Source organism: Pseudomonas sp. TMW22089 (assembly GCF_022496645.1).
Taxonomy (GTDB): domain Bacteria; phylum Pseudomonadota; class Gammaproteobacteria; order Pseudomonadales; family Pseudomonadaceae; genus Aquipseudomonas; species Aquipseudomonas paraversuta.
This window is the reverse complement of sequence record NZ_SCFG01000023.1, coordinates 33,257-54,472: the sequence shown is the minus strand read 5'-3', so window position 1 is coordinate 54,472 and position 21,216 is coordinate 33,257. Positions and strand designations below refer to the sequence as shown.

At 58.7% G+C, this 21,216-nt stretch carries 22 protein-coding genes; 11 read left to right on the top strand and 11 right to left on the bottom strand.

The genetic code is table 11. The features are described 5' to 3' along the window. The first annotated feature begins 183 nt into the window (after positions 1-183). A complete protein-coding gene (locus tag EQV90_RS17940; RefSeq protein ID WP_003442374.1) occupies positions 184-564 on the top strand; it encodes a RidA family protein in 381 nt (126 codons plus the stop codon). A 34-nt stretch (positions 565-598) separates the two neighbouring features. Continuing rightward, complete coding sequence (locus EQV90_RS17935; protein ID WP_003442375.1) at positions 599-1,060, top strand: Lrp/AsnC family transcriptional regulator; 462 nt, start codon at positions 599-601, stop codon at positions 1,058-1,060. Positions 1,061-1,114: 54 nt separating this feature from the next. Here EQV90_RS17935 and metC read toward each other — a convergent pair whose 3' ends face one another. From metC to EQV90_RS17915, 4 genes are all read right to left on the bottom strand, one after another. Continuing rightward, a complete protein-coding gene (gene metC, locus EQV90_RS17930; protein WP_236010230.1) occupies positions 1,115-2,284 on the bottom strand; it encodes a cystathionine beta-lyase in 1,170 nt (389 codons plus the stop codon). Positions 2,285-2,607: 323 nt separating this feature from the next. Next, positions 2,608-3,249: a pyroglutamyl-peptidase I gene (gene pcp, locus EQV90_RS17925; protein WP_240878500.1), complete on the bottom strand. Its 642-nt coding sequence runs from the start codon at positions 3,247-3,249 to the stop codon at positions 2,608-2,610. Between the two features lie 8 nt (positions 3,250-3,257). Then, positions 3,258-4,208, bottom strand: coding sequence for a DUF979 domain-containing protein (locus EQV90_RS17920; protein WP_003442378.1), 951 nt, complete (start codon positions 4,206-4,208; stop codon positions 3,258-3,260). Further along, the gene (locus tag EQV90_RS17915) at positions 4,205-4,936 is read right to left on the bottom strand and encodes a DUF969 domain-containing protein (protein ID WP_003442379.1); all 732 of its coding nucleotides are present in this window, start codon (positions 4,934-4,936) and stop codon (positions 4,205-4,207) included. The genes EQV90_RS17920 and EQV90_RS17915 overlap by 4 nt, the downstream gene beginning before the upstream one ends. Positions 4,937-5,246: 310 nt before the next feature. Here EQV90_RS17915 and EQV90_RS17910 point away from each other — a divergent pair, with 310 nt between their 5' ends. After that, a complete protein-coding gene (locus tag EQV90_RS17910; protein ID WP_003442380.1) occupies positions 5,247-6,167 on the top strand; it encodes a LysR family transcriptional regulator in 921 nt (306 codons plus the stop codon). Positions 6,168-6,275: 108 nt separating this feature from the next. Beyond that, the gene (locus tag EQV90_RS17905) at positions 6,276-6,416 is read left to right on the top strand and encodes a hypothetical protein (RefSeq protein WP_156428478.1); all 141 of its coding nucleotides are present in this window, start codon (positions 6,276-6,278) and stop codon (positions 6,414-6,416) included. A 74-nt stretch (positions 6,417-6,490) separates the two neighbouring features. Here the strand turns inward: EQV90_RS17905 and EQV90_RS17900 are convergent, their stop codons facing one another. Next, positions 6,491-7,684 carry a methionine gamma-lyase gene (locus EQV90_RS17900; RefSeq protein WP_010657419.1) on the bottom strand — a complete coding sequence of 398 codons (1,194 nt, stop codon included), beginning with the start codon at positions 7,682-7,684 and terminating at the stop codon, positions 6,491-6,493. A 124-nt stretch (positions 7,685-7,808) separates the two neighbouring features. On the opposite strand from EQV90_RS17900, the gene EQV90_RS17895 reads away from it, so the two are divergent. Then, a complete protein-coding gene (locus EQV90_RS17895) occupies positions 7,809-8,279 on the top strand; it encodes an Lrp/AsnC family transcriptional regulator (protein ID WP_240878508.1) in 471 nt (156 codons plus the stop codon). 112 nt (positions 8,280-8,391) lie between these two features. Beyond that, positions 8,392-8,925: a DUF3087 family protein gene (locus tag EQV90_RS17890; RefSeq protein WP_240878499.1), complete on the top strand. Its 534-nt coding sequence runs from the start codon at positions 8,392-8,394 to the stop codon at positions 8,923-8,925. Positions 8,926-8,989: 64 nt separating this feature from the next. On the opposite strand, the gene ppnN is transcribed toward EQV90_RS17890, so the two are convergent. Beyond that, positions 8,990-10,363 carry a nucleotide 5'-monophosphate nucleosidase PpnN gene (ppnN, locus tag EQV90_RS17885; RefSeq protein WP_003442384.1) on the bottom strand — a complete coding sequence of 458 codons (1,374 nt, stop codon included), beginning with the start codon at positions 10,361-10,363 and terminating at the stop codon, positions 8,990-8,992. A gap of 297 nt (positions 10,364-10,660) precedes the next feature. Between ppnN and EQV90_RS17880 the strand changes: the two genes are divergently transcribed. Next, entirely contained in the window at positions 10,661-10,981 is a 321-nt protein-coding gene (locus EQV90_RS17880; RefSeq protein WP_003442385.1) for a YbjQ family protein, read from the top strand. A 52-nt stretch (positions 10,982-11,033) separates the two neighbouring features. Here the strand turns inward: EQV90_RS17880 and EQV90_RS17875 are convergent, their stop codons facing one another. Further along, entirely contained in the window at positions 11,034-11,573 is a 540-nt protein-coding gene (locus tag EQV90_RS17875) for a DUF1269 domain-containing protein (protein ID WP_003442386.1), read from the bottom strand. Between the two features lie 278 nt (positions 11,574-11,851). Beyond that, positions 11,852-12,046: a carbon storage regulator CsrA gene (gene csrA, locus EQV90_RS17870; RefSeq protein WP_003442387.1), complete on the bottom strand. Its 195-nt coding sequence runs from the start codon at positions 12,044-12,046 to the stop codon at positions 11,852-11,854. Between the two features lie 252 nt (positions 12,047-12,298). Here csrA and EQV90_RS17865 point away from each other — a divergent pair, with 252 nt between their 5' ends. After that, positions 12,299-12,655, top strand: a complete 357-nt coding sequence (locus tag EQV90_RS17865; RefSeq protein ID WP_003442389.1) for a hypothetical protein — start codon at positions 12,299-12,301, stop codon at positions 12,653-12,655. Positions 12,656-12,798: 143 nt separating this feature from the next. After that, the gene (locus EQV90_RS17860; RefSeq protein ID WP_003442391.1) at positions 12,799-13,419 is read left to right on the top strand and encodes a TetR family transcriptional regulator C-terminal domain-containing protein; all 621 of its coding nucleotides are present in this window, start codon (positions 12,799-12,801) and stop codon (positions 13,417-13,419) included. A 77-nt stretch (positions 13,420-13,496) separates the two neighbouring features. Here EQV90_RS17860 and preA read toward each other — a convergent pair whose 3' ends face one another. The 3 genes from preA to hydA are packed head-to-tail and all read right to left on the bottom strand — an operon-like array spanning position 13,497 to position 17,637. Further along, a complete protein-coding gene (gene preA / locus EQV90_RS17855) occupies positions 13,497-14,771 on the bottom strand; it encodes an NAD-dependent dihydropyrimidine dehydrogenase subunit PreA (RefSeq protein WP_240878498.1) in 1,275 nt (424 codons plus the stop codon). After that, the gene (locus EQV90_RS17850; RefSeq protein ID WP_003442396.1) at positions 14,772-16,139 is read right to left on the bottom strand and encodes an NAD(P)-dependent oxidoreductase; all 1,368 of its coding nucleotides are present in this window, start codon (positions 16,137-16,139) and stop codon (positions 14,772-14,774) included. It abuts the gene before it with no gap. 58 nt (positions 16,140-16,197) lie between these two features. Next, the gene (hydA, locus tag EQV90_RS17845) at positions 16,198-17,637 is read right to left on the bottom strand and encodes a dihydropyrimidinase (RefSeq protein ID WP_003442398.1); all 1,440 of its coding nucleotides are present in this window, start codon (positions 17,635-17,637) and stop codon (positions 16,198-16,200) included. 598 nt (positions 17,638-18,235) lie between these two features. Here hydA and EQV90_RS17840 point away from each other — a divergent pair. Together EQV90_RS17840 and EQV90_RS17835 are read left to right on the top strand one after the other, a co-directional pair. Further along, a complete protein-coding gene (locus EQV90_RS17840; RefSeq protein WP_003442400.1) occupies positions 18,236-19,723 on the top strand; it encodes an NCS1 family nucleobase:cation symporter-1 in 1,488 nt (495 codons plus the stop codon). A 47-nt stretch (positions 19,724-19,770) separates the two neighbouring features. Continuing rightward, entirely contained in the window at positions 19,771-21,045 is a 1,275-nt protein-coding gene (locus EQV90_RS17835; RefSeq protein ID WP_003442402.1) for a Zn-dependent hydrolase, read from the top strand. Positions 21,046-21,216 lie beyond the last annotated feature (171 nt).

Sequence of the window (21,216 nt, the reverse complement as noted above, 5' to 3'; positions counted from 1 at the left end):
TGACAAAAAGTCACCCCGGCAAGTGCGGATGAGCGCTTGTTTGACTGGCGCGATTGCCGCGCAAGTCGCCACAGTGACGGTACGGGTTGCGGTTATTTAAGACTCGATCAACAACGTTCCGACGCTGAGGCTGTAAACTGTGGCGCTTCAAGCGTGACAGTTCCCCAACAAAAAGAGATTTACATGGCCAACCAAGACATCACCTTCACCCCTGATCCAGACACCCAATCGATCTCGTCCGACGTGGCCGGTTTTGCCGGCCTGCTGGTTTCCACCCAGATTCCCACCCGTGCCGATGGCAGCCTGGAACTGGGGGGTATCACCGAGCAGAGCGAATGCACGCTGCAAGCGCTCAAGGTCGCGCTGGAACGCGCAGGCAGCTCCATGGACCGGGTCTTGCATCTGACCATTTACCTCACGGACATGGCTGACCGCGCGGCATTCAACGAGGTGTACAAGCGTTTCTTTGCCAGGCCATGGCCGGTTCGCGCCGCCGTGGGTGTAGCCGCATTGGCAGTCGAAGGCATGCGTGTGGAAGTGACCGCAATGGCAGCCAAGGGCTGAGCCGTTCCATTTTTCCAGCAAGGTAAAGACCTCCATGGACAAGCTTGACCGGGCCATCCTGCAAATTCTGCAAACCGATTGCACGCGGCCGGTGGCCGAGATTGCCGACCAGATTGGCTTGGGCAGCACGGCGTGCTGGCGGCGGATTCAGAAGCTGGAAGAGTCCGGAATCATCCGTGCCCGGGTCGCCTTGCTGGACGGCCACAAACTCAATGTCGGGGTGGTGGTGTTCGTGTCGATCAAAACCACGCAACACAATGCGCACTGGCTGGCGCAGTTTCACGCCGCGGTCTCGGCAGTGGATGAGGTGGTGGAGGTCTATCGGATGGCGGGTGACACGGATTACCTGTTGCGGGTGGCAGTGCCGGATGTCGCGGCCTATGACGGGGTTTACAAACAGTTGATTTGCATCCCGGGTCTGGCCGACATCAGCTCGAGTTTTTCCATGGAGCAAATCAAGTATTCCACGCGGCTGCCTCTGCGCTATGCGCCATAAGGTGTGTAGTCGCCACAGCGCAGACTTGTAGAAGCGAGCTTGCTCGCGATGGGTTCAGGCCACCGCAACCCTGCATTGTTTAAACGCTATATCCAGAGCCCGATGGAAGTCTTCGACCAGGTCGTCGATGTGTTCCAGCCCGGCATGTACCCGAATCAAATAACCTTCGTCGGGCTGGCGGGTGCAGCTGCGCACAGGCTGGCCGACCGGGACCACCAGGCTTTCGAAGCCGCCCCAGGACAGCCCGATCCCGAACAGTTGCAAATTATCGAACAGCCGCCCCAGCACGGCTGTGTCCCGGGTTTTGACCCGTATCGAGAACAGGCCGCTGGCGCCCAGAAAATCCCGCTTCCAGAGGTCATGCCCGGGGTCATTGGCCAGGGCCGGGTGCAGCACTTGGCTGATGGCCGGGTGCTCGCTCAGGCTTTGCGCCAGTGCCACGCCGCTACGCCAGTGTTGTTGCAGGCGGATCGGCAGGGTGCGCAAGCCACGCAGTGCCAGAAACAAGTCGTCCGGGCTGGCGGTCTGCCCGAAATCATGGGCCCCGGCTTTAAGGATCTCCCAGGCCTTCTGGTTGGCCGTGGCCGTGCCCAGCAGGGCGTCCGAGTGGCCGACGATGTATTTGGTGGCCGCCTGGATGGACACATCAACCCCATGTTCAAACGGCTTGAAGTACAGGGGGGATGCCCAGGTATTGTCCAGCAGCACAAAGGCGCCTGCCTCGTGGGCGGCAGCGCAGATTGCAGGCAGGTCGGCCACCTCGAACGTGAGCGAGCCCGGTGATTCGGTGAAGACTACCCGGGTGTTGGGGCGCATGAGGGCAGCAATACCGGCGCCAATCAGCGGTGAAAAATACTCGACTTCAACCCCCAGGCGGCTCAGTACATTGCTGGCAAACGTACGTGTGGGCCCGTAGATGTTGTCAGTCATCAGCACATGATCGCCGGCACTGACAAAAGCCAGCAGGGCGTGGGTGCAGGCTGCCAGGCCCGAAGGGAAAACCAGGCAGCCATGGCCGCCTTCAAGCTCGGCCATGGCCTGCTCGAACGAGCGGGTGGTGGGCGTGCCGAAGCGTCCATAGTTGGAGTAGGGATTGCCGTTTTTTTTGCTCGCTTCCCAGCTGGCGAAGCTGTCCGCCAGGACGGTCGAACCGCGAAAGACCGGGGTGTTGACCAGCCCGCCGAAGGCCTGCGGGGTTCTTCCGGCGTGTATGTAGCGAGTCATGGCGTCATGCATTACAGCGGTACCTTCCTGCAAAGTGTGAGGAAAATGGTACCGACTAATGGAGCGAAAAATATTGAATGTTTTTGCCTGTTATCAGATTTTTGGTAAAAGTTATTCTATAAATATGCATATAAATAGAAAACAAATCTCATAATGAATGGCTGCGTAGGATTCTAGAGCGCGAGGTGCGGTATGGCCCTGCTGCCAGAGGGCGCCGAGCGTGGGGGCTCAATCAAGGGCGGGTGAAATTGCCCTCGCAGGGGGCTGTCATCAAGGCCCCTGGCTGGCTGCCACCCATGACGCCAAGGGCCGGGATTCAGCGATCAGCTCACCTGACCGCCGGTTTCAAGCACATCCTGTTCGGTGTTCAGCGCGCTGATCAGGGCAATCCGCAGCCCTTGAACCACAGTCTCCAGTGCCATGGACGGCACCCCGGACTCCAGGGCCAGTTGCGGCAGCGTGGGGATATGGATAAAGCCACTGCGTACTCCCGAGCCGGCGAGAGCATGCTGCAAGCTATAGAACACCTGATTGCAGACAAAGGTGCCGGCTGTATGGGATACCGAGGCGTCAATGCCGGCAGCCTTGATTGCCCGCACCATGGCCTTGATCGGCAAGGTGCTGAAATACGCTGCAGGCCCTTGCGCCACCACCGGCGTGTCGATCGGTTGCAGGCCCTGGTTGTCGGGGATCCGCGCGTCATTGAGGTTGATTGCCACCCGTTCGAGCGACAAGTCCGCACGGCCGCTTGCCAGGCCTACGGCAATCACCATCTCGGGTGCCAATTGCGCCAGAAACTCGGTAAGCCGGGCTGGCGCCTCGGCGAAGGCGCAGGGCAAGAGGCGGGCGACGATGCGCACATCATCGCTGAGCAAAACGCCGTCCAGAAGGCGCACGGCCTCCCAGGACGGGTTGATCGTATCTTGGTCGAACGGTTCAAAACCGGTCAGCAGCACAGTGCGCATGGCGGGCCTCACATCAACAGATAAAGCAGGACGATATTGACCACCAGCATCAGCAGCGCCGTTGGCATCTGGGCCTTGATCACGGCGTATTTGTCCGGCAGCTCCAGCAGGGCGACGGGCACGATATTGAAGTTGGCTGCCATTGGCGTCATCAGGGTGCCGCAATAGCCGGAAAACATGCCGATCGCCGCCATCACTGCCGGGTTGGCATCGTAGACCCCCACCAGTATTGGCACCCCGACACCGCCGGTCATCACCGGGAATGCAGCAAAGCCGTTACCCATGATCACGGTAAACAGGGCCATGCCCAGCACGTAGACCATCACTGCTACCAGACGGTAGTCCATGTTGATGTAGGCGGTGGTGACGTGGGCGACTGCCGCGCCGACTCCGGCGTCATTGAACAGCAGGCCGAGCATGGCCAGCATTTGCGGCAATACCATGGTCCAGCCCAGGGCTTCGGTCAGACGCCGGGACTCGCGCAAGCCCTGCAGCGGTGTGTCGCGGGTCAGAATGCAAGCCAGTACCAGTGCCACCATGCAGCCGATGCCCAGCGATACGAAGGTAGTGTTCTTCGGGTCGAGCAGCGGTACGCCGCCGATCTGGACGTTTTTGAGCAGCACCGAGCCAATCACCGTTACCAGTGGAATCGACAGCGCCGGGATAAACAGCTTGTGGCCCAGGCGGCCGGCGCTGGCCCGTGCAGCTTTGACGTGCAACTCGGCATGGGCGCCGCGACCGACGCCACCGATGCCGGCAATAACGGCCATCACCAGCACGCCAACCCCGACCACGAACGGCGAAAGCCGGTCACCAATCAGAAATACCATGGCGAACAGTGCCCAGAACAGGCTGCTGGTCCAGCGCTTGGGGTGGGTGCGGTCAGTTGCGATCATGCCCGCGGTGATCAGCAACAGCGCGCCGGCCAGCCAGTAGAAATACTCGATAGAGATAATCATCGTGCCAGCTCCTTCGCCGCGTCAGCATCGTCTTGGGCGACTTCGGCCATGCTGCGTGACAGCATCAGATCGAAGCGATACAGGCGTAATGCATGGATGATAAAGGCGCAGATGGCGGTGGGGATGCCCCAGAAGGCAATGTGCAGCGGCTCGACATCCAGCCCCGAGCCCAGCAGGAAGGTATGCATCAGGGCGATGGCACCAAAGGCGACAAAAATATCTTCGCCAAAGAACAGGCCGATGTTATCGGTGGCGGCGCACATGGCCAGCACCTTGTGTCGCACCTTGTCCGGCAGCTTGCCGTATTTGTTCTCGGCCGCACCCTCGGCCATGGGGGCCAGCAACGGGCGCACCATTTGCGGATGACCGCCCAGGCTGGTCAGGCCCACCGCGGCGGTGGCTTCACGCAGGAACAGGTACATGATCAGCAGCCGGCCGACGGTTGCCCGCTGAAAGCTGGCGATCCAGTTTTGTGCATGCAGGCGCAAACCGTGGCGCTCCAGCAGGCCGATCACCGCCAGGGGTAATAACAGAATGAGTTGCAGGGCGCGGGTCTGGAGAAAGCCTTCGCCCATCAGGGTAATGATTTTTTCCAGGGGGAAGTGGGCTGCAAGGCCGGTGACGATAGCCGCCGCGCTCACCACCAGCAGTGGATTGAAGCGCAGTATAAAGCCCGCAATGATGACGAACACGCCAATCAGGGGCCACAGGTTTACGACGGTTTGCATGAGGGGGAAATCCCTTAGCTGAATGCCGCAACACCAGGGCAGGCTGGTGCGGGCAAGGCGAAAGCGGTCAGGCACACTTTCGCAAAATCGGTACGCTGCCGGACTCAGCGTGTTTTTTTATTTTTGACGCCCGATGAGGGAGCATCATTGGCCGATATGGTTGGTGGCTTTGAGCTACGCGTCCAGTCAAAAAAAGTTGTCACCCCCGAACAAAAAAGTTTTGCCAATCACCGACTTAAGCCGACTGGATTGAGTTCACGGCAAAGGTTTAGAGTGACGCACTTGTTCCGGTCCGGAGAAAACCCCCTTAATGAACATGCGTTTTCTTCTTACGTTCGTCTGGGTGGCGCGTCTTGGCAGTTTCCGCCTGACCGCAGAGAAACTTTCAACCACCCAGGCGGCGATATCCAGTCGCATATCGGTCCTCGAAACCGAGCTGGGTGTGCAGTTGTTCCTGCGTGACTCGCGTGGGGTGAGCCTGACGCGCGAGGGGCACAAGGTGCTGGGTTACGCCGAAGAAATGCTGGCCACCCAGCAACGCCTGCAGCAGTCCCTGGGCCTGGCCGACAGCTTTGCCGGGCGCTTGCGGATCGGGGTGATGGACACCGTGATTCACAGTTGGCTGAGCGAGTTGATCAGTGCCTTGAGCCGCGATTATCCGCAGGTCGAAGTCGAACTGACGGCCGATACCGCGCTGAACCTGAGTGAGCAATTGCTCAAGGGGCAGCTGGATCTGGTGTTCCAGACCGATCTGCTCCGGGCAGACGGGGTACGCAACGTGCAACTGGCCAGTTACCCGCTGAGCTGGGTCGTGGCCCGTGCTGGCGCGCAGGATCGCAGTTACGCCAGCCTGGCGGATCTGTGTCAGGAACGGTTGCTGACGTTCTCCCGGCATTCCCGGCCCCATCAGGACATGCTCAACTTTCTGCATCAGCACGCCATTGCGGCGCCGAGGGTCAGCTGTATCAACTCGGTGGCGGCCATTATCAAACTGGTAGCCGACGGTTTCGGCATCGGCGCCTTGCCTCCGGTACTGGTCAGCCGTGAATTGCAGAGCGGGGCGATGATCGCCTTGCCGATCGAGGCCGCTCCGGGTTTTTCGGTGTATGCCAGTTGGCGCGCCGGTGCCGGCCTGGAGTTGAACGAGGCGGTGGTCAACCTGAGCCAGGCCGTTGTGGCCGAGTATCAGCGCAGCGTGTCGCCGGCCCACTTTGTGTTGCCGCACAACTGATCCGCTTTTATTCGCATTATCTGCGACTGTTATGTGTGCAGTTCGCGGCGCAGAATTGCCCCCAACCTTTCGAGACAGGCAAGGGCGTGAGCCCCGGGCATCACTCCCATGGTGCTGGCAGGTGTTCTGCGCCTGTTTTATTACGAACGTTTGAGGGCAATTGTTATGGGCAAGATGGCATGGTTTTTAGGTGGTTTTTTGGCGTTGACCATCGGCATCGGCATTTTGGCGACGATCCCGCCGGGCTGAGCCAGCATCGGTTCACACCTGTGCACATGCTTACCAAACAACCGCATTTTCTGTAGTCGCTGCCCAGATGCGGTTCAGGCTTGCAGTGCCTGCTCGATATCCGCCAACAAATCGGCAATGTCTTCCAGACCTACCGCCAGTCTCACCAGCCCCTCGGAAATATCATGCCGCTCCCGTTCTTCCAGGGTGTAGGTGGAGTGGGTCATGCTCGCGGGATGCTGCGCCAGCGACTCCGCTCCGCCGAGGCTGACTGCACGGCTGAACAGTTGCAGGGCGTTCATGAACCGCTGGCCCGCGGCAAGGCCACCCTTGAGTTCAAAGGCGATCATGCCCCCCGGCAGTTTCATTTGCCGGGATGCCAGTGCGTGCTGGGGAAAAGAGGGCAGGCCGGGGTAGGCGACCCATTCCACCGCGGGGTGCTCCTGCAAACAAGCGGCGATGACTTGAGCGTTGCTGCAATGGCGGTCCATGCGCAAGGCCAGGGTCTTGAGGCCGCGCATCAATAGATAGGCATCCTGGGGCGACATTACTGCACCCGTGAGGTCCTTGAGGCCCTGCAGGCGGATCCGGTCTGCCAGAGCCTGACTGGTCACGACGATGCCCGCCGTAATGTCACTGTGACCGCTGAGGTATTTGGTGGCCGAATGCACGACCAGGTCGGCACCCAGTTCCAGCGGGCGTTGCAGGTACGGGGTGCAGTAGGTGTTGTCGATGGCGACGACAATGTCCTGGTGCTTGTGGGCAATGTCTGAAACGGCGGCTATATCCACCAGCTTCATGTTGGGGTTGGCCGGTGATTCGAAGTAGATCATGCGCGTTGCCGGGCTGATCGCGGCTTCGAGTTCGATCAGGTCGGACATGTCGACATGCTTGACCTTGACCCCGAATTCGCCGATGCCGTGGTGCAGGAGGGCAAAGGTACAGCCGTATAGCGTGCGGTTGACGATGATTTCATCGCCGGGTCTGAGCAGGGTCCAGAAGGTGGCGGCAATCGCACCCATGCCGGAGCTGAATGCCACACCCGCTTCGCCGTTTTCCAGTGCCGCCATGCGCGACTCCAGCAGGGCCAGGGTCGGGTTGGAAATGCGGGTGTAAAAATGCCCGCTTTGCTCACCGGCAAAACACCCTGCGCCATATTCGACGGTGGGAAAGGCAAAGGTTGAGGTGAGATAAATCGGTGGTATCAGCGCGCCGTTATTCTGCAGTGGATCGTAGCCGTGATGAATCGCGCGGGTAGAAAAACCGAAGTCATTGTTCTTGTCAGTCATGGCGGACTCTCCGATATTTCCTCCGATGCTATGCTTAAAACCAACAATAAAAATTCCATATTGGCCAGCCAAATACAGGTTTATTGGCATAAAAGCCGGTCATGCTGAAACTTGGAGGCAAATTATGCCAATTGCTCTGGATAGAACCGATAAGGCCCTGCTTAGGGCGCTGCAAGGCAATGCGCGCCTGACCATTGCCGAACTGGCCGAGAAAGTTTCGTTGACCACTTCGCCCTGTTGGCGAAGGGTAAAAGCCCTGGAGGAAAGCGGCCTTATTTGTGGCTATCAAGCGATTCTCTCACCCAGGGAGCTGGGCTACGGGGTGACAGCTTTTGTGAGTCTGATGATGGCTTCGCATTCCAGGGAAACCGCAAGGGATTTTGAGCAGCGCTTGCTGGACATCCCTGAAATTATTGCCTGCCATAACATCTCGGGCCGTTATGACTTCTTGCTCGAAGTGGTGGCCAAAGATCTGGAGTCCTTCGGTGAATTTGCCCGGGAGGTGCTGCAGACCTTGCCCGCGGTAAAGGAAATTTATTCAAGTTTCTCGTTCAAGGCGGTCAAGCCCAATCGCGTCATTCCGATGCAACCTTGACTGCCAATCAGCGCACCCCGCGCGTTACGCTGATTGATTCAATCCCCTTGGCTTGTGGACGGGCATAATGCGCCTCGGACTTTCATAATCAGCCAGGAGTTTTGTGACAGTGATGTTTGAAATAAAACCGCTCAGCCCCGAGATCTATCGCCAGAAGACCCGGCGCAGCACCCTGTACATCGCGCTGACCTTTGCCGCATTGGCGCTACTGGTATCCGGGTTGGCAGTGATGCTGCTGGGAGTCGAGGGTGGTGATAATTTCCGTTTGAATCTGGCCGGCGTGATTGTGGCTTTGCTCATCACCATTGCCCTGGTGCGGTTCAACTTCTGGTCGCAGCCCTGGATGGCACCGGCGGTGTATGGCTGGCAGCTCAAACGCAGTCTGATGAAAGTCACCAACGTCATGCACCATGTGACGGCGGGGGTGATGGCTGGCGATGTGACGGCCATGAAGCTGCTGCGCTTCTATCACCTGGGGATTACCCAGATGTACCAGCTGGACGCCAATTCCAGTGCGCTGAGCCAGATGGTTCACGAGATTGATCTGCATAAGGCACGGCTGGAGGCGCTCGGTATCGATACCGAACAGACCCGGCTGGATCCGGCCTGGCTGGAAACGGTCAAAAAAATTGCACCGTTGAAGTAATCCTTTGCCGGGCAAGCCGGGCGCAATGCGCTTTTGCCCGCCCGGCATGCCCCTCAGGACAGGCTCAGCTTACGACGCGATAGCAGGGTACGTATTCTGCGCCACCCGGCAGTTTCATGCGGTGCTGGGCAACGAATGCATGGAGCAGTTTATCCAGCGGTTTCATGATTGCCGGGTCACCATGAATCTCGTACGGGCCATGCTGCTCGATCAAGTGAATGCCTTTCTCCTTCACGTTGCCCGACACAATCCCGGAAAAAGCCTGACGCAGGTTGATCGCCAGTTCATGGGCCGGCATGTCGCTGCGCAATTGCAGGCTGGCCATATTGGCGTGGGTGGGCTCGAACGGACGCTGGAAGCCCTCATCGATTTTCAATAACCAGTTGAAGTGGAACGCGTCATTGCGCTCGCGGCGGAACATTTTCACCGCCTTGAGCCCCGAGGTCATTTGCCGGGCCACTTCGGCCGGGTTGTCGATGATGATCTGGTAATGGGTCTGTGCCGCCTCGCCGAGGGTGGCGCCGACAAATTCATGCAGCTGCTGCAAATACGGCGCTGCTTCCTTTGGCCCGGTCAGGATGACCGGGAACGGCACATCGCTGTTTTCCGGGTGCATCAGGATACCGAGCAGATACAGGAACTCTTCGGCAGTCCCGGCGCCGCCCGGGAAGATGATCACCCCGTGGCCAACCCGGACGAAGGCTTCAAGGCGTTTTTCAATGTCCGGCAGAATCACCAGTTCGTTGACGATGGGGTTCGGCGCTTCGGCGGCGATGATGCCCGGTTCGGTCAGGCCCAGATAACGGCCACCGGTCAAACGCTGTTTGGCGTGGGAAATCGTGGCCCCTTTCATTGGCCCCTTCATCACGCCCGGGCCGCAGCCGGTGCAGATGTCCAGGCTGCGCAGGCCCAGTTCGTGGCCGACCTTTTTGGTGTACTTGTACTCTTCGGTATTGATCGAGTGACCACCCCAGCACACGACGATCTTGGGTTCTACGCCCGGGCGCAGGGTGCGGGCGTTGCGCAGCAGGTGGAACACATAGTCGGTGATGCCTGCTGAGGTGCTCAGGTCGATGCGCGGGCTGTCCAGGCCGCTTTGGGTGTAGACAATGTCGCGCAGGGCGCTGAACAGCATCTCGCGGGTGCTGGCGATCATTTCGCCATCAACGAATGCATCAGCCGGCGCATTGAGCAGTTCAAGGCGAACGCCACGGTCCTGCTGGTGAATCCGCACCTCAAAATCCTGATAGGCCTCAAGGATGGTTTTAGCGTTGTCGACCTGGGCGCCGGTATTGAGGATCGCCAGCACGCACTGTCGGAACAGGGTGTAACTGCTGCCTGAGCCGACTTCGCTCAATTGCTGAACTTCACGTTGCGAGAGTGTTTCCAGACTGCCTTTCGGGCTGACCGAGGCATTGATGACTTGTCTTTGAACCATTATGGGCTTCCTGTAAGCGGGATCGAAAAGTGGCTTGGCGCAGCTATTGAGTTCATATCAGCCATCTGCATCTGCCGAGCGAGAGGTCCCAACTCTTACGTCTTTAGATTTATTCGCTTTAAGCATAGTAGCCCCGGGTGGGGCCTGTCACAGCTTTGACAACAGTACCACTGCAGGCGGATAAGGCCAGCGCAGCCCTGTTTAGAGCAGCGGGCGCGGCAAAGGTGCGGGGGTTTGAGTTAATCTTTTGCACAATCAGGGATCACCATCCCGCTCGCGAATATTTGAGGAACCGCCATGATCATCACCACCACCAACCGAATAGAAGGCCGCCAGATCACCGAGTACCTGGGAGTGGTCAGTGCCGAGTCGGTACACGGCATCAACGTAGTGCGGGATTTTTTTACCGGAGTGCGGGATTTCTTTGGCGGGCGCTCTCAGACCCTGGAGCGGGCACTGAAAGAAGCGCGTGCCGAGGTCACGGATGAAATTCGCGACAGGGCGCAGGGCTTGCGGGCAGATGCCATTGTCGGGCTGAACTTCGAAATCAGCATGCCTTCAGGGCGTGGCGGGATGCTGGTGGTGTTTGCCACCGGCACGGCAGTGCGCCTGGGTTAGAATCCGGCAGCCATCAAGGCTGCCGAATGGCCGATGCAACCCGAATAAGGGCTTAGACGGTTGTAGTACCCACTGCCGCGGTTTTGGACAGGGCGTCCTGCAGCTTCTGCTCTTGTTCAGGGGACAGCGAGGTGCGCAGGACCTTGCCTTTGAAGTTTGAGTCTTCAAGCTCTTGCAGCACTTTTTCCGGCTGGAATTTGCGCAGCAGCAAAAACAGGGCCGAGGAATCGTTGGGGATGGTTTCGCTCAGGGACTTGATGAACTGGTCATCAATCCCGTAGTCGCTCAACGAACCCGAAAGGGCGCCGGTGCCTGCGCCCAGAGCGCCGCCAATGGCAAAACCGGCCAGCGGGTTGAGGAACAGCAGGCCCACCAGTGCCCCCCAAAGGCCGCCGGTGACCAGGCCAGAAGTAGCCCCGAGAGCGGTAAGATTGACGCTTTGCTTGATATGGATTTTGCCGTCGGCGTTACGAACGACAATGACCGCATCTTCCAGCTCTACCAGGTGCTCTTTGCTGAGCGAAACCATTTTGGTGAGGGCGCGATCTGCTACTTCGGTATCTGAAAATCCCACTACGATTAAATCGGACATGTCTTTCATTCCTTGACGGTACAGCCCTTTGCCGGGCTGACATTAGGAGGCGCTTTCAGACCTTCATCAGTGCAGTGACTCAGTCTGTATCAGCTTTCTACGCGGACTGAGCGTGGTCGCAAACCTTGGAACGGTCAAGTAGGCAGGAATAATCCAGTACTGAAGCAGGCTTGAACAAGCGAGGGGGAGGGCGTGACGGGTTGCCTCTGAGGTCGTGGATTGAGGAGGGCTGGCCGGGCAGCCCTGACACTCATTCCAAGGGCTGATACCTCGGAGGTTTACGGTTGATCGTTTTTGTCAGAGGCAGACAGACCTGCCTGGATGCGTTGATAAATTTCTTCACGGTGAACAGCGACATCTTTCGGCGCGTTGATGCCGATTCTGACCTGTTGCCCGCTGACTCCTAAAATAGTGATCGTAATATCATCACCAATGTTTATGCTTTCACCAACTTTACGGGTGAGAATCAGCATTTTTTTCTCCTTGAGGGCTTTGTAAGGCACGTCTCTGAGACGGTGCGGCTTCGTTCATGACTACAGAATACTGCTTAGTGCGTATAAATGCGCCGCTCATTACAGACGTCAGCGCCAGGGACTTAATTCCCCACAGGGGAAAAGTTCTCGCGTATGAGCCTTAAATTGGGGCGAATCGGATTTGTTCAAGGTGAGCAATGGTTGGTGCCCCAGTGATAAAATCGATTCACACAAACAGACAGGGGAAACGCAGTGCGTAAAGTCATCGTGATGACAGCAATATTGGCCTTGACGGCTTGCGGTCAGGAGTCTAACGATAAAATCCAGCGGGCTAAAGCAGCTTCTGAAGCTACGGCGGTCCAGGCCCCGGTTGCCCGTTGGGCGCTGGAGATCACCGAGGGCCAGCGCGCAACTATCACCGATACCACGGGAAGGCTTCTTGACAATGGTTTCACTCCTTATATTTATGAGCGTGAGGGCGTGAAACACTTCCTGGTCGGACCATTCGCCACTGAAGCCCAGGCTCATGAGGCGCAGGAAAAAATGAAACTCAAGCCCAAACTCGATGGCATTGAAACGGACGTGATTGAATTACCCGCCGCGAATTAAACTGCCTCAGTGTCGCGTAGCAGCGTAAGCGTAGCCTTAACAGGCGCTATGCGACGCCTCGGGCGAGAATATTTTGCGTCTGCGGGGGGGCCTGAATTGTCAGGGTGCTCATCGATGAAGCACAAGGACAAGGGCGATAAGCAATGAGCAATCACAAAATTGAAATTCGCCGGGCGAACGTAGAAAAAATCCTTCTCGGCGCCGAGAAGATTTTTGCAGAAAAAGGCTTTGCGGGCGCGGCAATGGCGGACATCGCCGCTGAAGTTCAGCTGCCACGCTCCAACCTGCATTATTACTTCAGCACCAAAACCGAGCTCTATAGTGCAGTGCTGCTGGGCCTGCTCGACGTGTGGAAACAGGATGCGCTGTGTTTCGAGACCTACGACGACCCGCGGCTGGTACTCAGCAGTTATATCCGGGCCAAAATGAACCATTCGCGCACCCGGCCTTACGGCTCGAAAGTCTGGGCCAACGAAATCATCCACGGCGCTCCTTCGCTGGGCCTGGCGCTGGATGCCAGCCTCTATGACTGGGCCAAGATGAAAGAAGCCAAGATCCGGCAATGGGTGGTGGACAAGCGGATTCTGCCGGTGGAGCCCGCCAGCGTGCTGTACATGATCTGGGCCTCAACCCAGCATTACGCCGACTTCGACCATCAGGTAAACATCCTCAACGATCACCAGCCGCTGTCGGACATCCAGTTCGAACGGGCGGTGCAGACGGTCACCAGCGTGATCCTGCGCGGGATCGGCCTGGAGCCCTGAGCGGTAGCCGGCTCCCACAGGCTCAGACCTGCAGGAGCGAGCTTGCTCGCGACGGGGTTATCCGCTGGCCCCGTGCTTCAGGACGCCACGTGATACGGATTGCGCGGATCATGGTTCCAGTCCAGGAACGGCAAGCCATTTTCGTGTGGCACCATCTCGATGCATGACTCCACCGGGCAGGTGATCTGGCACAGATTGCAACCCACGCACTCGTCCTCGATAACCTCATAACGACGGGTACCGTCGGCCAGCTTGACGCTGGAAATGGCCTGGTGCGACGTGTCTTCACAGGCAATGTGGCAGCGCCCGCAACCGATACAGGCATCCTGGTCGATTTTGGCGATCACCTGGTAATTGATATCCAGGTACTTCCAGTCGGTGGTGTTGCCCACAGCGCGCCCGGAGAAATCCTCCAGGCTGGTGTAGCCCTGGCTGTCCATCCAGCGCGACAAGCCATCCTTCATCTCGTCCACAATCCGGAACCCGTGGAGCATCGCTGCGGTACACACCTGCACCGCGCCACAGCCCAGGGCGATGAATTCTGCCGCATCACGCCAGCTGCCGATGCCGCCAATGCCGCAGATCGGCAAGCCCCGGGTTTGTGGATCGCGGGCAATTTCGGCCACCATATTCAGGGCTATCGGCTTGACCGCCGAGCCGCAATAGCCGCCGTGGGTGCTCTGGCTGCCGACCATTGGCAGCGCCACCATGCGCTCCAGGTCGACACTGGTGATGGAGTTGATGGTATTGATCAACGACACTGCATCCGCACCGCCGCGGTGGGCGGCCCGGGCGCTGAGTCGCACATCGGTGATGTTGGGCGTCAGCTTGACGATCACCGGCAGCGAGCAATAGGTCTTGCACCAGCGGGTCACCATCTCCACGTACTCGGGCACCTGGCCCACCGCCGCCCCCATTCCCCGCTCAGGCATGCCGTGGGGGCAGCCGAAATTCAGCTCGATACCATCGGCGCCGGTGGCCTCAACCAGCGGCAGGATGTATTTCCACGCCTGCTCCTCGCACGGCACCATCAATGACACGATCAACGCCCGGTCCGGCCAGTCTTTTTTGACCTGGGTAATTTCCCGTAGATTGATCTCCAGGGAGCGATCGGTAATCAACTCGATATTGTTGATGCCCATGACTTCGCGGTTAGGCCCGAAGTGGGCTGAATAGCGGGACGACACGTTGACCGCCGCCGGGTCTTCACCCAGGGTTTTCCAGACCACGCCGCCCCAGCCCGCTTCATAGGCGCGGACCACGTTATAGGCTTTGTCGGTGGGGGGCGCAGAGGCCAGCCAGAACGGGTTGGGTGCCTTGATACCGGCGAAAACAATCGAGAGATCGGCCATTTACGCTGCCTCCTGGTTAAGCATGAGATGGGCATGAATGGCTTCTGCGGCCAGCTTGCCGTGTTGTACCGCCTGTACGGTCAGATCCTGGCCCAGGGAGGTGCAATCGCCCCCGGCATAGACCCCGGGTACGCTGGTGCGCAGTTGCTCATCCACCTCAATCCGGTCACCCGCACGCTTCAACGCCTGGGCCAGCGGATCGTTCAGCGCGCTTTCATCGAACGTCTGGCCGATGGCCTTGAACACCGCATCTGCCGCCAGCTCAAAGCTTTCACCGGTGCTCACCGGGCGCCCGCCTTCAAGGCGGGTACGGGCAAAGCGCATGCCGCGCACGCGGCCTTGTTCATCCAGCAGCAATTCCTGTGGCTGGGCCCAGGTCATCAGCCGCACCTGATTGGCCTTGGCAATGTCTTGCTCGTGCCCGGTGGCGCCCATGTCCTCAAGGCCTCGGCGGTACACCAGATTGACCTCGCGAGCACCAAGACGGGCCATTTGCACCGCCATATCGATGGCCGTATTGCCCGCGCCCAGCACGATGCAGCGATCGGCCAGGGGCAGTTGCGTCAGGTCATCGCTCTGGCGCAGTTCACGGATGTAGTCGGTGGCGGCCAGCAGACCGGGCGCGTCTTCGTCGGGCAGGCCCAACTGGCGACTGGCTGCCAGGCCGATGGCCAGAAACACCGAATCGAACTGCAGATGCAGCTCGCTCAGACTGAGATTGCTGCCCAGTCGCTGGCCATGGCGCACCTCGATGCCACCGATTTGCAGCACGAAATCCACCTCGCGCTGGGCAAAGTCGTCCACCAGCTTGTATTTGGCGATTCCGTATTCATTGAGGCCGCCGGCTTTCTCGCTGGCTTCAAAGATCACCACTTCATGCCCGAGCAGGGCCAGGCGATGGGCACAGGCCAGGCCGGCGGGGCCCGCCCCGACTACGGCGATACGCTTGCCGGTGGGCGCTGCCCGGGTGAACGGGTATTCGCTGAACTGCGCATTGTCCACCGCATACCGCTGGAGTAAGCCAATCAAGACCGGGGCGCATTCCTGGTCGTTATTACGCACGCAGGCCTGCTGGCACAGCACCTCGGTCGGACAGACCCGGGCGCAACTGCCGCCCAGGATGTTGGCCGAGAGGATCTTGTGCGCGGCGCCCTGGACATTCTCCTGCTGGATATTGCGAATGAACGACGGGATATCGATATCGCTGGGGCACGCATTGACACACGGGGCGTCATAGCAATACAGGCAGCGCGAGCTTTCCAGTACGGCCTGCCGGGCGTTCAGGGGCGGTGCCAGATCAGTGAAATGACTGGCCAGCGCCACCGCATCCTGGTGGGAATGCGGCAAATGGTTCAGGGACTTGATCACGTTGGTTGCCTCACGGTTGTGGGGATCGTCTGCCTCTGTCGGGCAGTGGTTTTTATAGTCAGCGCTTTACGGCAACGGGCATGTGCTGCTCCGCGCGTTTTTTCAGCAGGTCGAACACCGCGGGGTAGGCCGCACGTTCGATATAGCGACCGGCGCCGCGCACCGCCCGCAGATCGCCATTGGCCCATACCAGGCGGCCCTGGCTGATGGTATGGCTGGGGACACCGCGCACGGTCTTGCCTTCAAAGATGTTGAAGTCGACTTTTTGATGGTGGGTTTTGGCGGAAATGGTGCGCGTGCCCTGGGGGTCCCACAGCACCAGATCGGCGTCGGCCCCGACCCGGATCGTGCCTTTGCGCGGGTACAGATTGAAAATCTTCGCGGTGTTGGTGGAGGTCAGTGCGACGAACTCCTGCATGGAAAGGCGCCCGGTGTTCACGCCTTCATCCCAGAGCACCGCCATGCGGTCTTCGATGCCGGCCGTGCCGTTGGGAATCAGGCTGAAATCATCACGCCCGGCGGCTTTTTGCTCGGCGCAGAAGCAACAGTGATCGGTGGCCGTGGTGTGCAGATTGCCGGACTGCAAGCCATGCCAAAGCGCCTCCTGATGCCCGCGAGGACGGAAGGGCGGGCTCATCACGTAGCCGGCTGCGGTCTGCCAGTCGGGGTTCTGGTACACGCTTTCATCCAGCAGCAAATGGCCAGCCAATACTTCGCCATACACCGGCTGGCCCTGACTGCGGGCGTAGGTGATTTCATCCAGCGCTTCACGGGTCGAGACATGCACCATGTACAGCGGCGTACCGATGGTCTGCGCGATGCGGATCGCCCGGCTGGCTGCTTCGCCCTCCACCTGGGAGGGGCGCGACAGCGGATGGGCCTCGGGCCCGGTCATGCCCTGGGCCATGAGCTTGCGTTGCAAGTGATACACCAGCTCGCCGTTTTCGGCATGCACGGTGGGCACAGCACCCAGTTCCAGGCAGCGCTCGAAGCTGGCGACCAGGGTGTCGTCGGTGGCCATGATCGCGTTTTTGTAAGCCATGAAATGTTTGAAGCTGTTGATCCCGTGGTGGCTGACCAGCTCGGCCATTTCTTCGCGCACCTGCTCGCTCCACCAGGTAATCGCCACGTGGAAGCCGTAATCCGAAGCCGATTTTTCAGCCCAGCCGCGCCATTGATGAAAGGCCTCCAGCAAGGACTGCTGAGGGTTGGGAATCACAAAGTCGATAATTGAAGTTGTGCCACCGGCCAGACCGGCAGCAGTACCACTGAAAAAGTCTTCGCTGGACACAGTTCCCATAAAGGGTAATTGCATGTGGGTGTGCGGATCGATACCGCCGGGAAGTAAATATTGACCGCTGCCATCGAGCACTTCGCAGCCGGCCGGAACATCAAGATCAGTTCCAATTGCGCGGACTAGACCGTCAGCGCAATAAACATCAGCACAATAACTTTCATCATGGGTCACAAGCGTAGCGCCACGGATTAACAGTGACATACCGAGTTCCTCGCAGGCAGACCGGCTATAACCGGTTCTAAGTGTTGTTATTACGACCGTTGTACAGGATCGGTTCCTGTCACTGGTGTCAGGAATGAAATCTAGAGTGTTGTTGCTAAATGATCAAACTTTATTTTTAAAGCACTTATATTTATATAACTAACTGATTTATATAGGTTTTTAATTTAAATCACCAAAATAGTGCACGGCATCACCATTTTGACGCACTTGACAGGATTCAAATATAGGCGAAGTTTCTTATGCTAAATCAGGCGCTTGAGGCCCTGAGCGAACGGGGGCTTAAAGCGGAAAATAAATAAGCGTGCACCGAGTTGTTTCGTTTTGTTATATGAAAAAAGAGGAACGAGTTAAAAGAGGGTCTTTAACGGGAATGAGTGTCATTTGCCTTGATGGTTAAAACCTTTTAAACCAGCCAGTTGCAAGTACCGAAAGCCGATAGACAGGGGGAGGCAACTAACACGGCACAGTTCTTGATTGTCGCTGCCAGAACCGGATTCACCGGACCAGGCAAGTGAGTCGCACTGTGTTATTGCGCAGCGCCTGTTACCAGAACACCAAAACAAGAGAGTGAACGAGCATGCAGCCAAGCAGATCACAAGTCACCGAACGTAACGGGTTGTTCGAACTGGAGGCCGGGACTGACGTTCTCGACAGTCCCCGATATAACCACGACATGGCGCCCACCAAAGTTCACGAGCGCACCTGGAACAAATGGCACATCACGGCGCTGTGGATCGGCATGTCCATCTGTGTGCCGACCTACACCCTGGGCGGCGTATTGACCGCCTACTTCGGGCTCAGTGTGGGCGAGGCGCTGCTGGCGATTTTTCTGGCCAATATCGTGGTCCTGATTCCGTTGACCCTCAATGCATTTGCGGGCACCAAGTACGGCATTCCCTTTCCGGTATTGCTGCGATCCTCGTTCGGCATCCTTGGCTCCAACGTTCCGTGCCTGATCCGCGCCCTGGTGGCCTGCGGCTGGTTCGGCATTCAAACCCTGTTCGGCGGCCTGGCCATTCACCTGTTCCTGGGGTCGGTATTTGAAGGCTGGAAAAGCCTCGGTGGCACCGGAGAAGTGATCGGCTTCATGGTGTTCTGGGCCCTCAATCTGTGGGTGGTATTACGCGGTGCCGAGTCGATCAAATGGCTTGAAACCCTGTCGGCCCCGCTGCTGGTACTGGTCGGTATCGGCTTGCTGGTTTGGGCGTTACCAAACGTGTCAATGACCGAGTTGCTGGCCCAGCCGCCCAAGCGCCCCGAGGGTGCCAGCGTGTACGGATACTTCTTTGCCGGCCTGACCGCCATGGTCGGTTTCTGGGCGACCCTGTCCCTGAATATCCCGGACTTCAGCCGCTACGCCAAAAGCCAGAAAGACCAGATTCTGGGCCAGATATTCGGTTTGCCCCTGACCATGTTTCTGTTCGCCGCGCTGGGGGTAGTGCTGACCGCTGCCTCGGAAAAACTGGTGGGCGTCACGGTGTCCGATCCGGTGAGCCTCATTGGTCACATCCAGAGTCCTGGCTGGGTGGCCCTGGCCATGGCCCTGATCATCATCGCCACGCTGTCCACCAACACGGCCGCCAACATTGTCTCGCCCACCAACGACTTCCAGAACATCGCGCCAAAACTGATCAACCGCACCAAGGCCGTGATGTTGACCGGTCTGGTGGGGCTGGCCTTGATGGCCCATGAACTGCTGAAAAAACTCGGCCTGCTGGTCTCTGACGTGAGCCTTGAAACCGTGTACTCCAACTGGCTGCTGGGCTATTCCAGCCTGCTGGGGCCGATTGCCGGGATCATGGTGGTGGACTATTTCATCATCCGTCAGCAAAAACTCGACCTTGAGGGGCTCTACCTCGATGGTGTGTACCCGGCCTGGAACTGGAACGGTTTCATTGCCTTCGGCGTGCCGGTTGCGCTGACCCTGTTGTCACTGGGCAGCAGCGCCTTCAGCTGGTTTTACGATTACGGCTGGTTTACCGGGTCGTTACTGGGGGCTGCGATTTACTACGGATTGTGCCGCCTGAGCCGCCCGCAGGTGACCGTGGTCAAAGGTGCAATTTGAAATTCCCCCCCCATCAATTCTTATAAGAACTGCCTGAGGAAAACGCCATGAACGCTGTACAAGACCTTCAGCAGCAACGCCCGCAGTCCATCAATGGAGAGCGCCTCTGGGCCTCGCTGATGGAGCTGGCGCAACTGGGAGCCACAGTCAAAGGCGGGGTCTGTCGCCTGGCCCTGACCGACCTCGACCGTCAGGCCCGGGACATCTTCGTACGCTGGTGTGAAGAAGCGGGCTGCACGGTCAGTGTCGACGCGGTGGGCAATATTTTCGCCCGTCGTCCCGGGCTCAACCCGGACTTGCCGCCAGTAATGACCGGCAGCCATATCGATACCCAGCCCACCGGCGGCAAGTTTGACGGTTGCTACGGAGTGCTGGCGGGTGTCGAAGTACTGCGCACGCTCAATGACCTCAACATCGAGACACAAGCCCCGCTGGAAGTGGTGGTGTGGACCAATGAAGAAGGCTCGCGGTTTGCGCCGTGCATGATGGGCTCCGGGGTATTTGCGGAAAAATTCACCCTTGAAGAAACCCTGGCCAAGACCGACGCCCAGGGTGTAACGGTTGCCGAGGCCCTGAATGCCATTGGTTATGCCGGCAGCCGCAAAGTCAGTGGCCACCCGGTGGGTGCTTACTTCGAAGCCCATATCGAGCAAGGGCCGATCCTTGAAGACGAACGCAAAACCATAGGCGTGGTGCTTGGCGCTCTGGGGCAAAAATGGTTCGACCTCAACCTGCGCGGCGTAGAAGCCCACGCGGGACCGACGCCCATGCACCTGCGCAAAGACGCCCTGGTCGGCGCTGCGGCCGTGGTGGCCGCGGTCAACCAGGCCGCCTTGAGCCATCAGCCCCATGCCTGTGGCACCGTGGGTTGCCTGCAAGCCTATCCGGGGTCACGCAACGTAATCCCGGGCGAAGTGCGCATGACTCTGGATTTCCGTCACCTGTTGCCGGAGCGACTGGACTCGATGATCGAGCAAGTGCGTGGAGTGATCGAAGCCACCTGCAAGCAGCATGGCCTGAGTTTTGAACTGACCCCGACTGCGGACTTCCCGCCGTTGTACTTCAACCCGGATTGTGTGGATGCGGTGCGCGACGCGGCCAATGAGTTGGGGTTATCCAACATGGACATCGTCAGCGGGGCAGGGCATGACGCGATCTTCCTGGCCGAGCTGGGTCCGGCGGGGATGATTTTTGTGCCCTGTGAGGGGGGGATCAGTCACAACGAGATCGAGAATGCCGATCCCGGGGATCTGGCGGCGGGATGTGCGGTGTTGCTCAAGGCGATGCTTGCGGCATCGCAGATAGTTGCGCAAACCCGCTAAGGGGTGTTGCTGGCGTCTTTGGGATGCACAAACGGATATGTACGCGGTATTCCAGTTGCTTGAACTAGGTACATATCCGTTCAATGCGCAACGGCGATTTACCGGTTTCGCCCTTACGGCGAGTCCCTTTTGGCAAACGCCCCAAAAGGAACCAAAAGGTCTGCGCCCTAC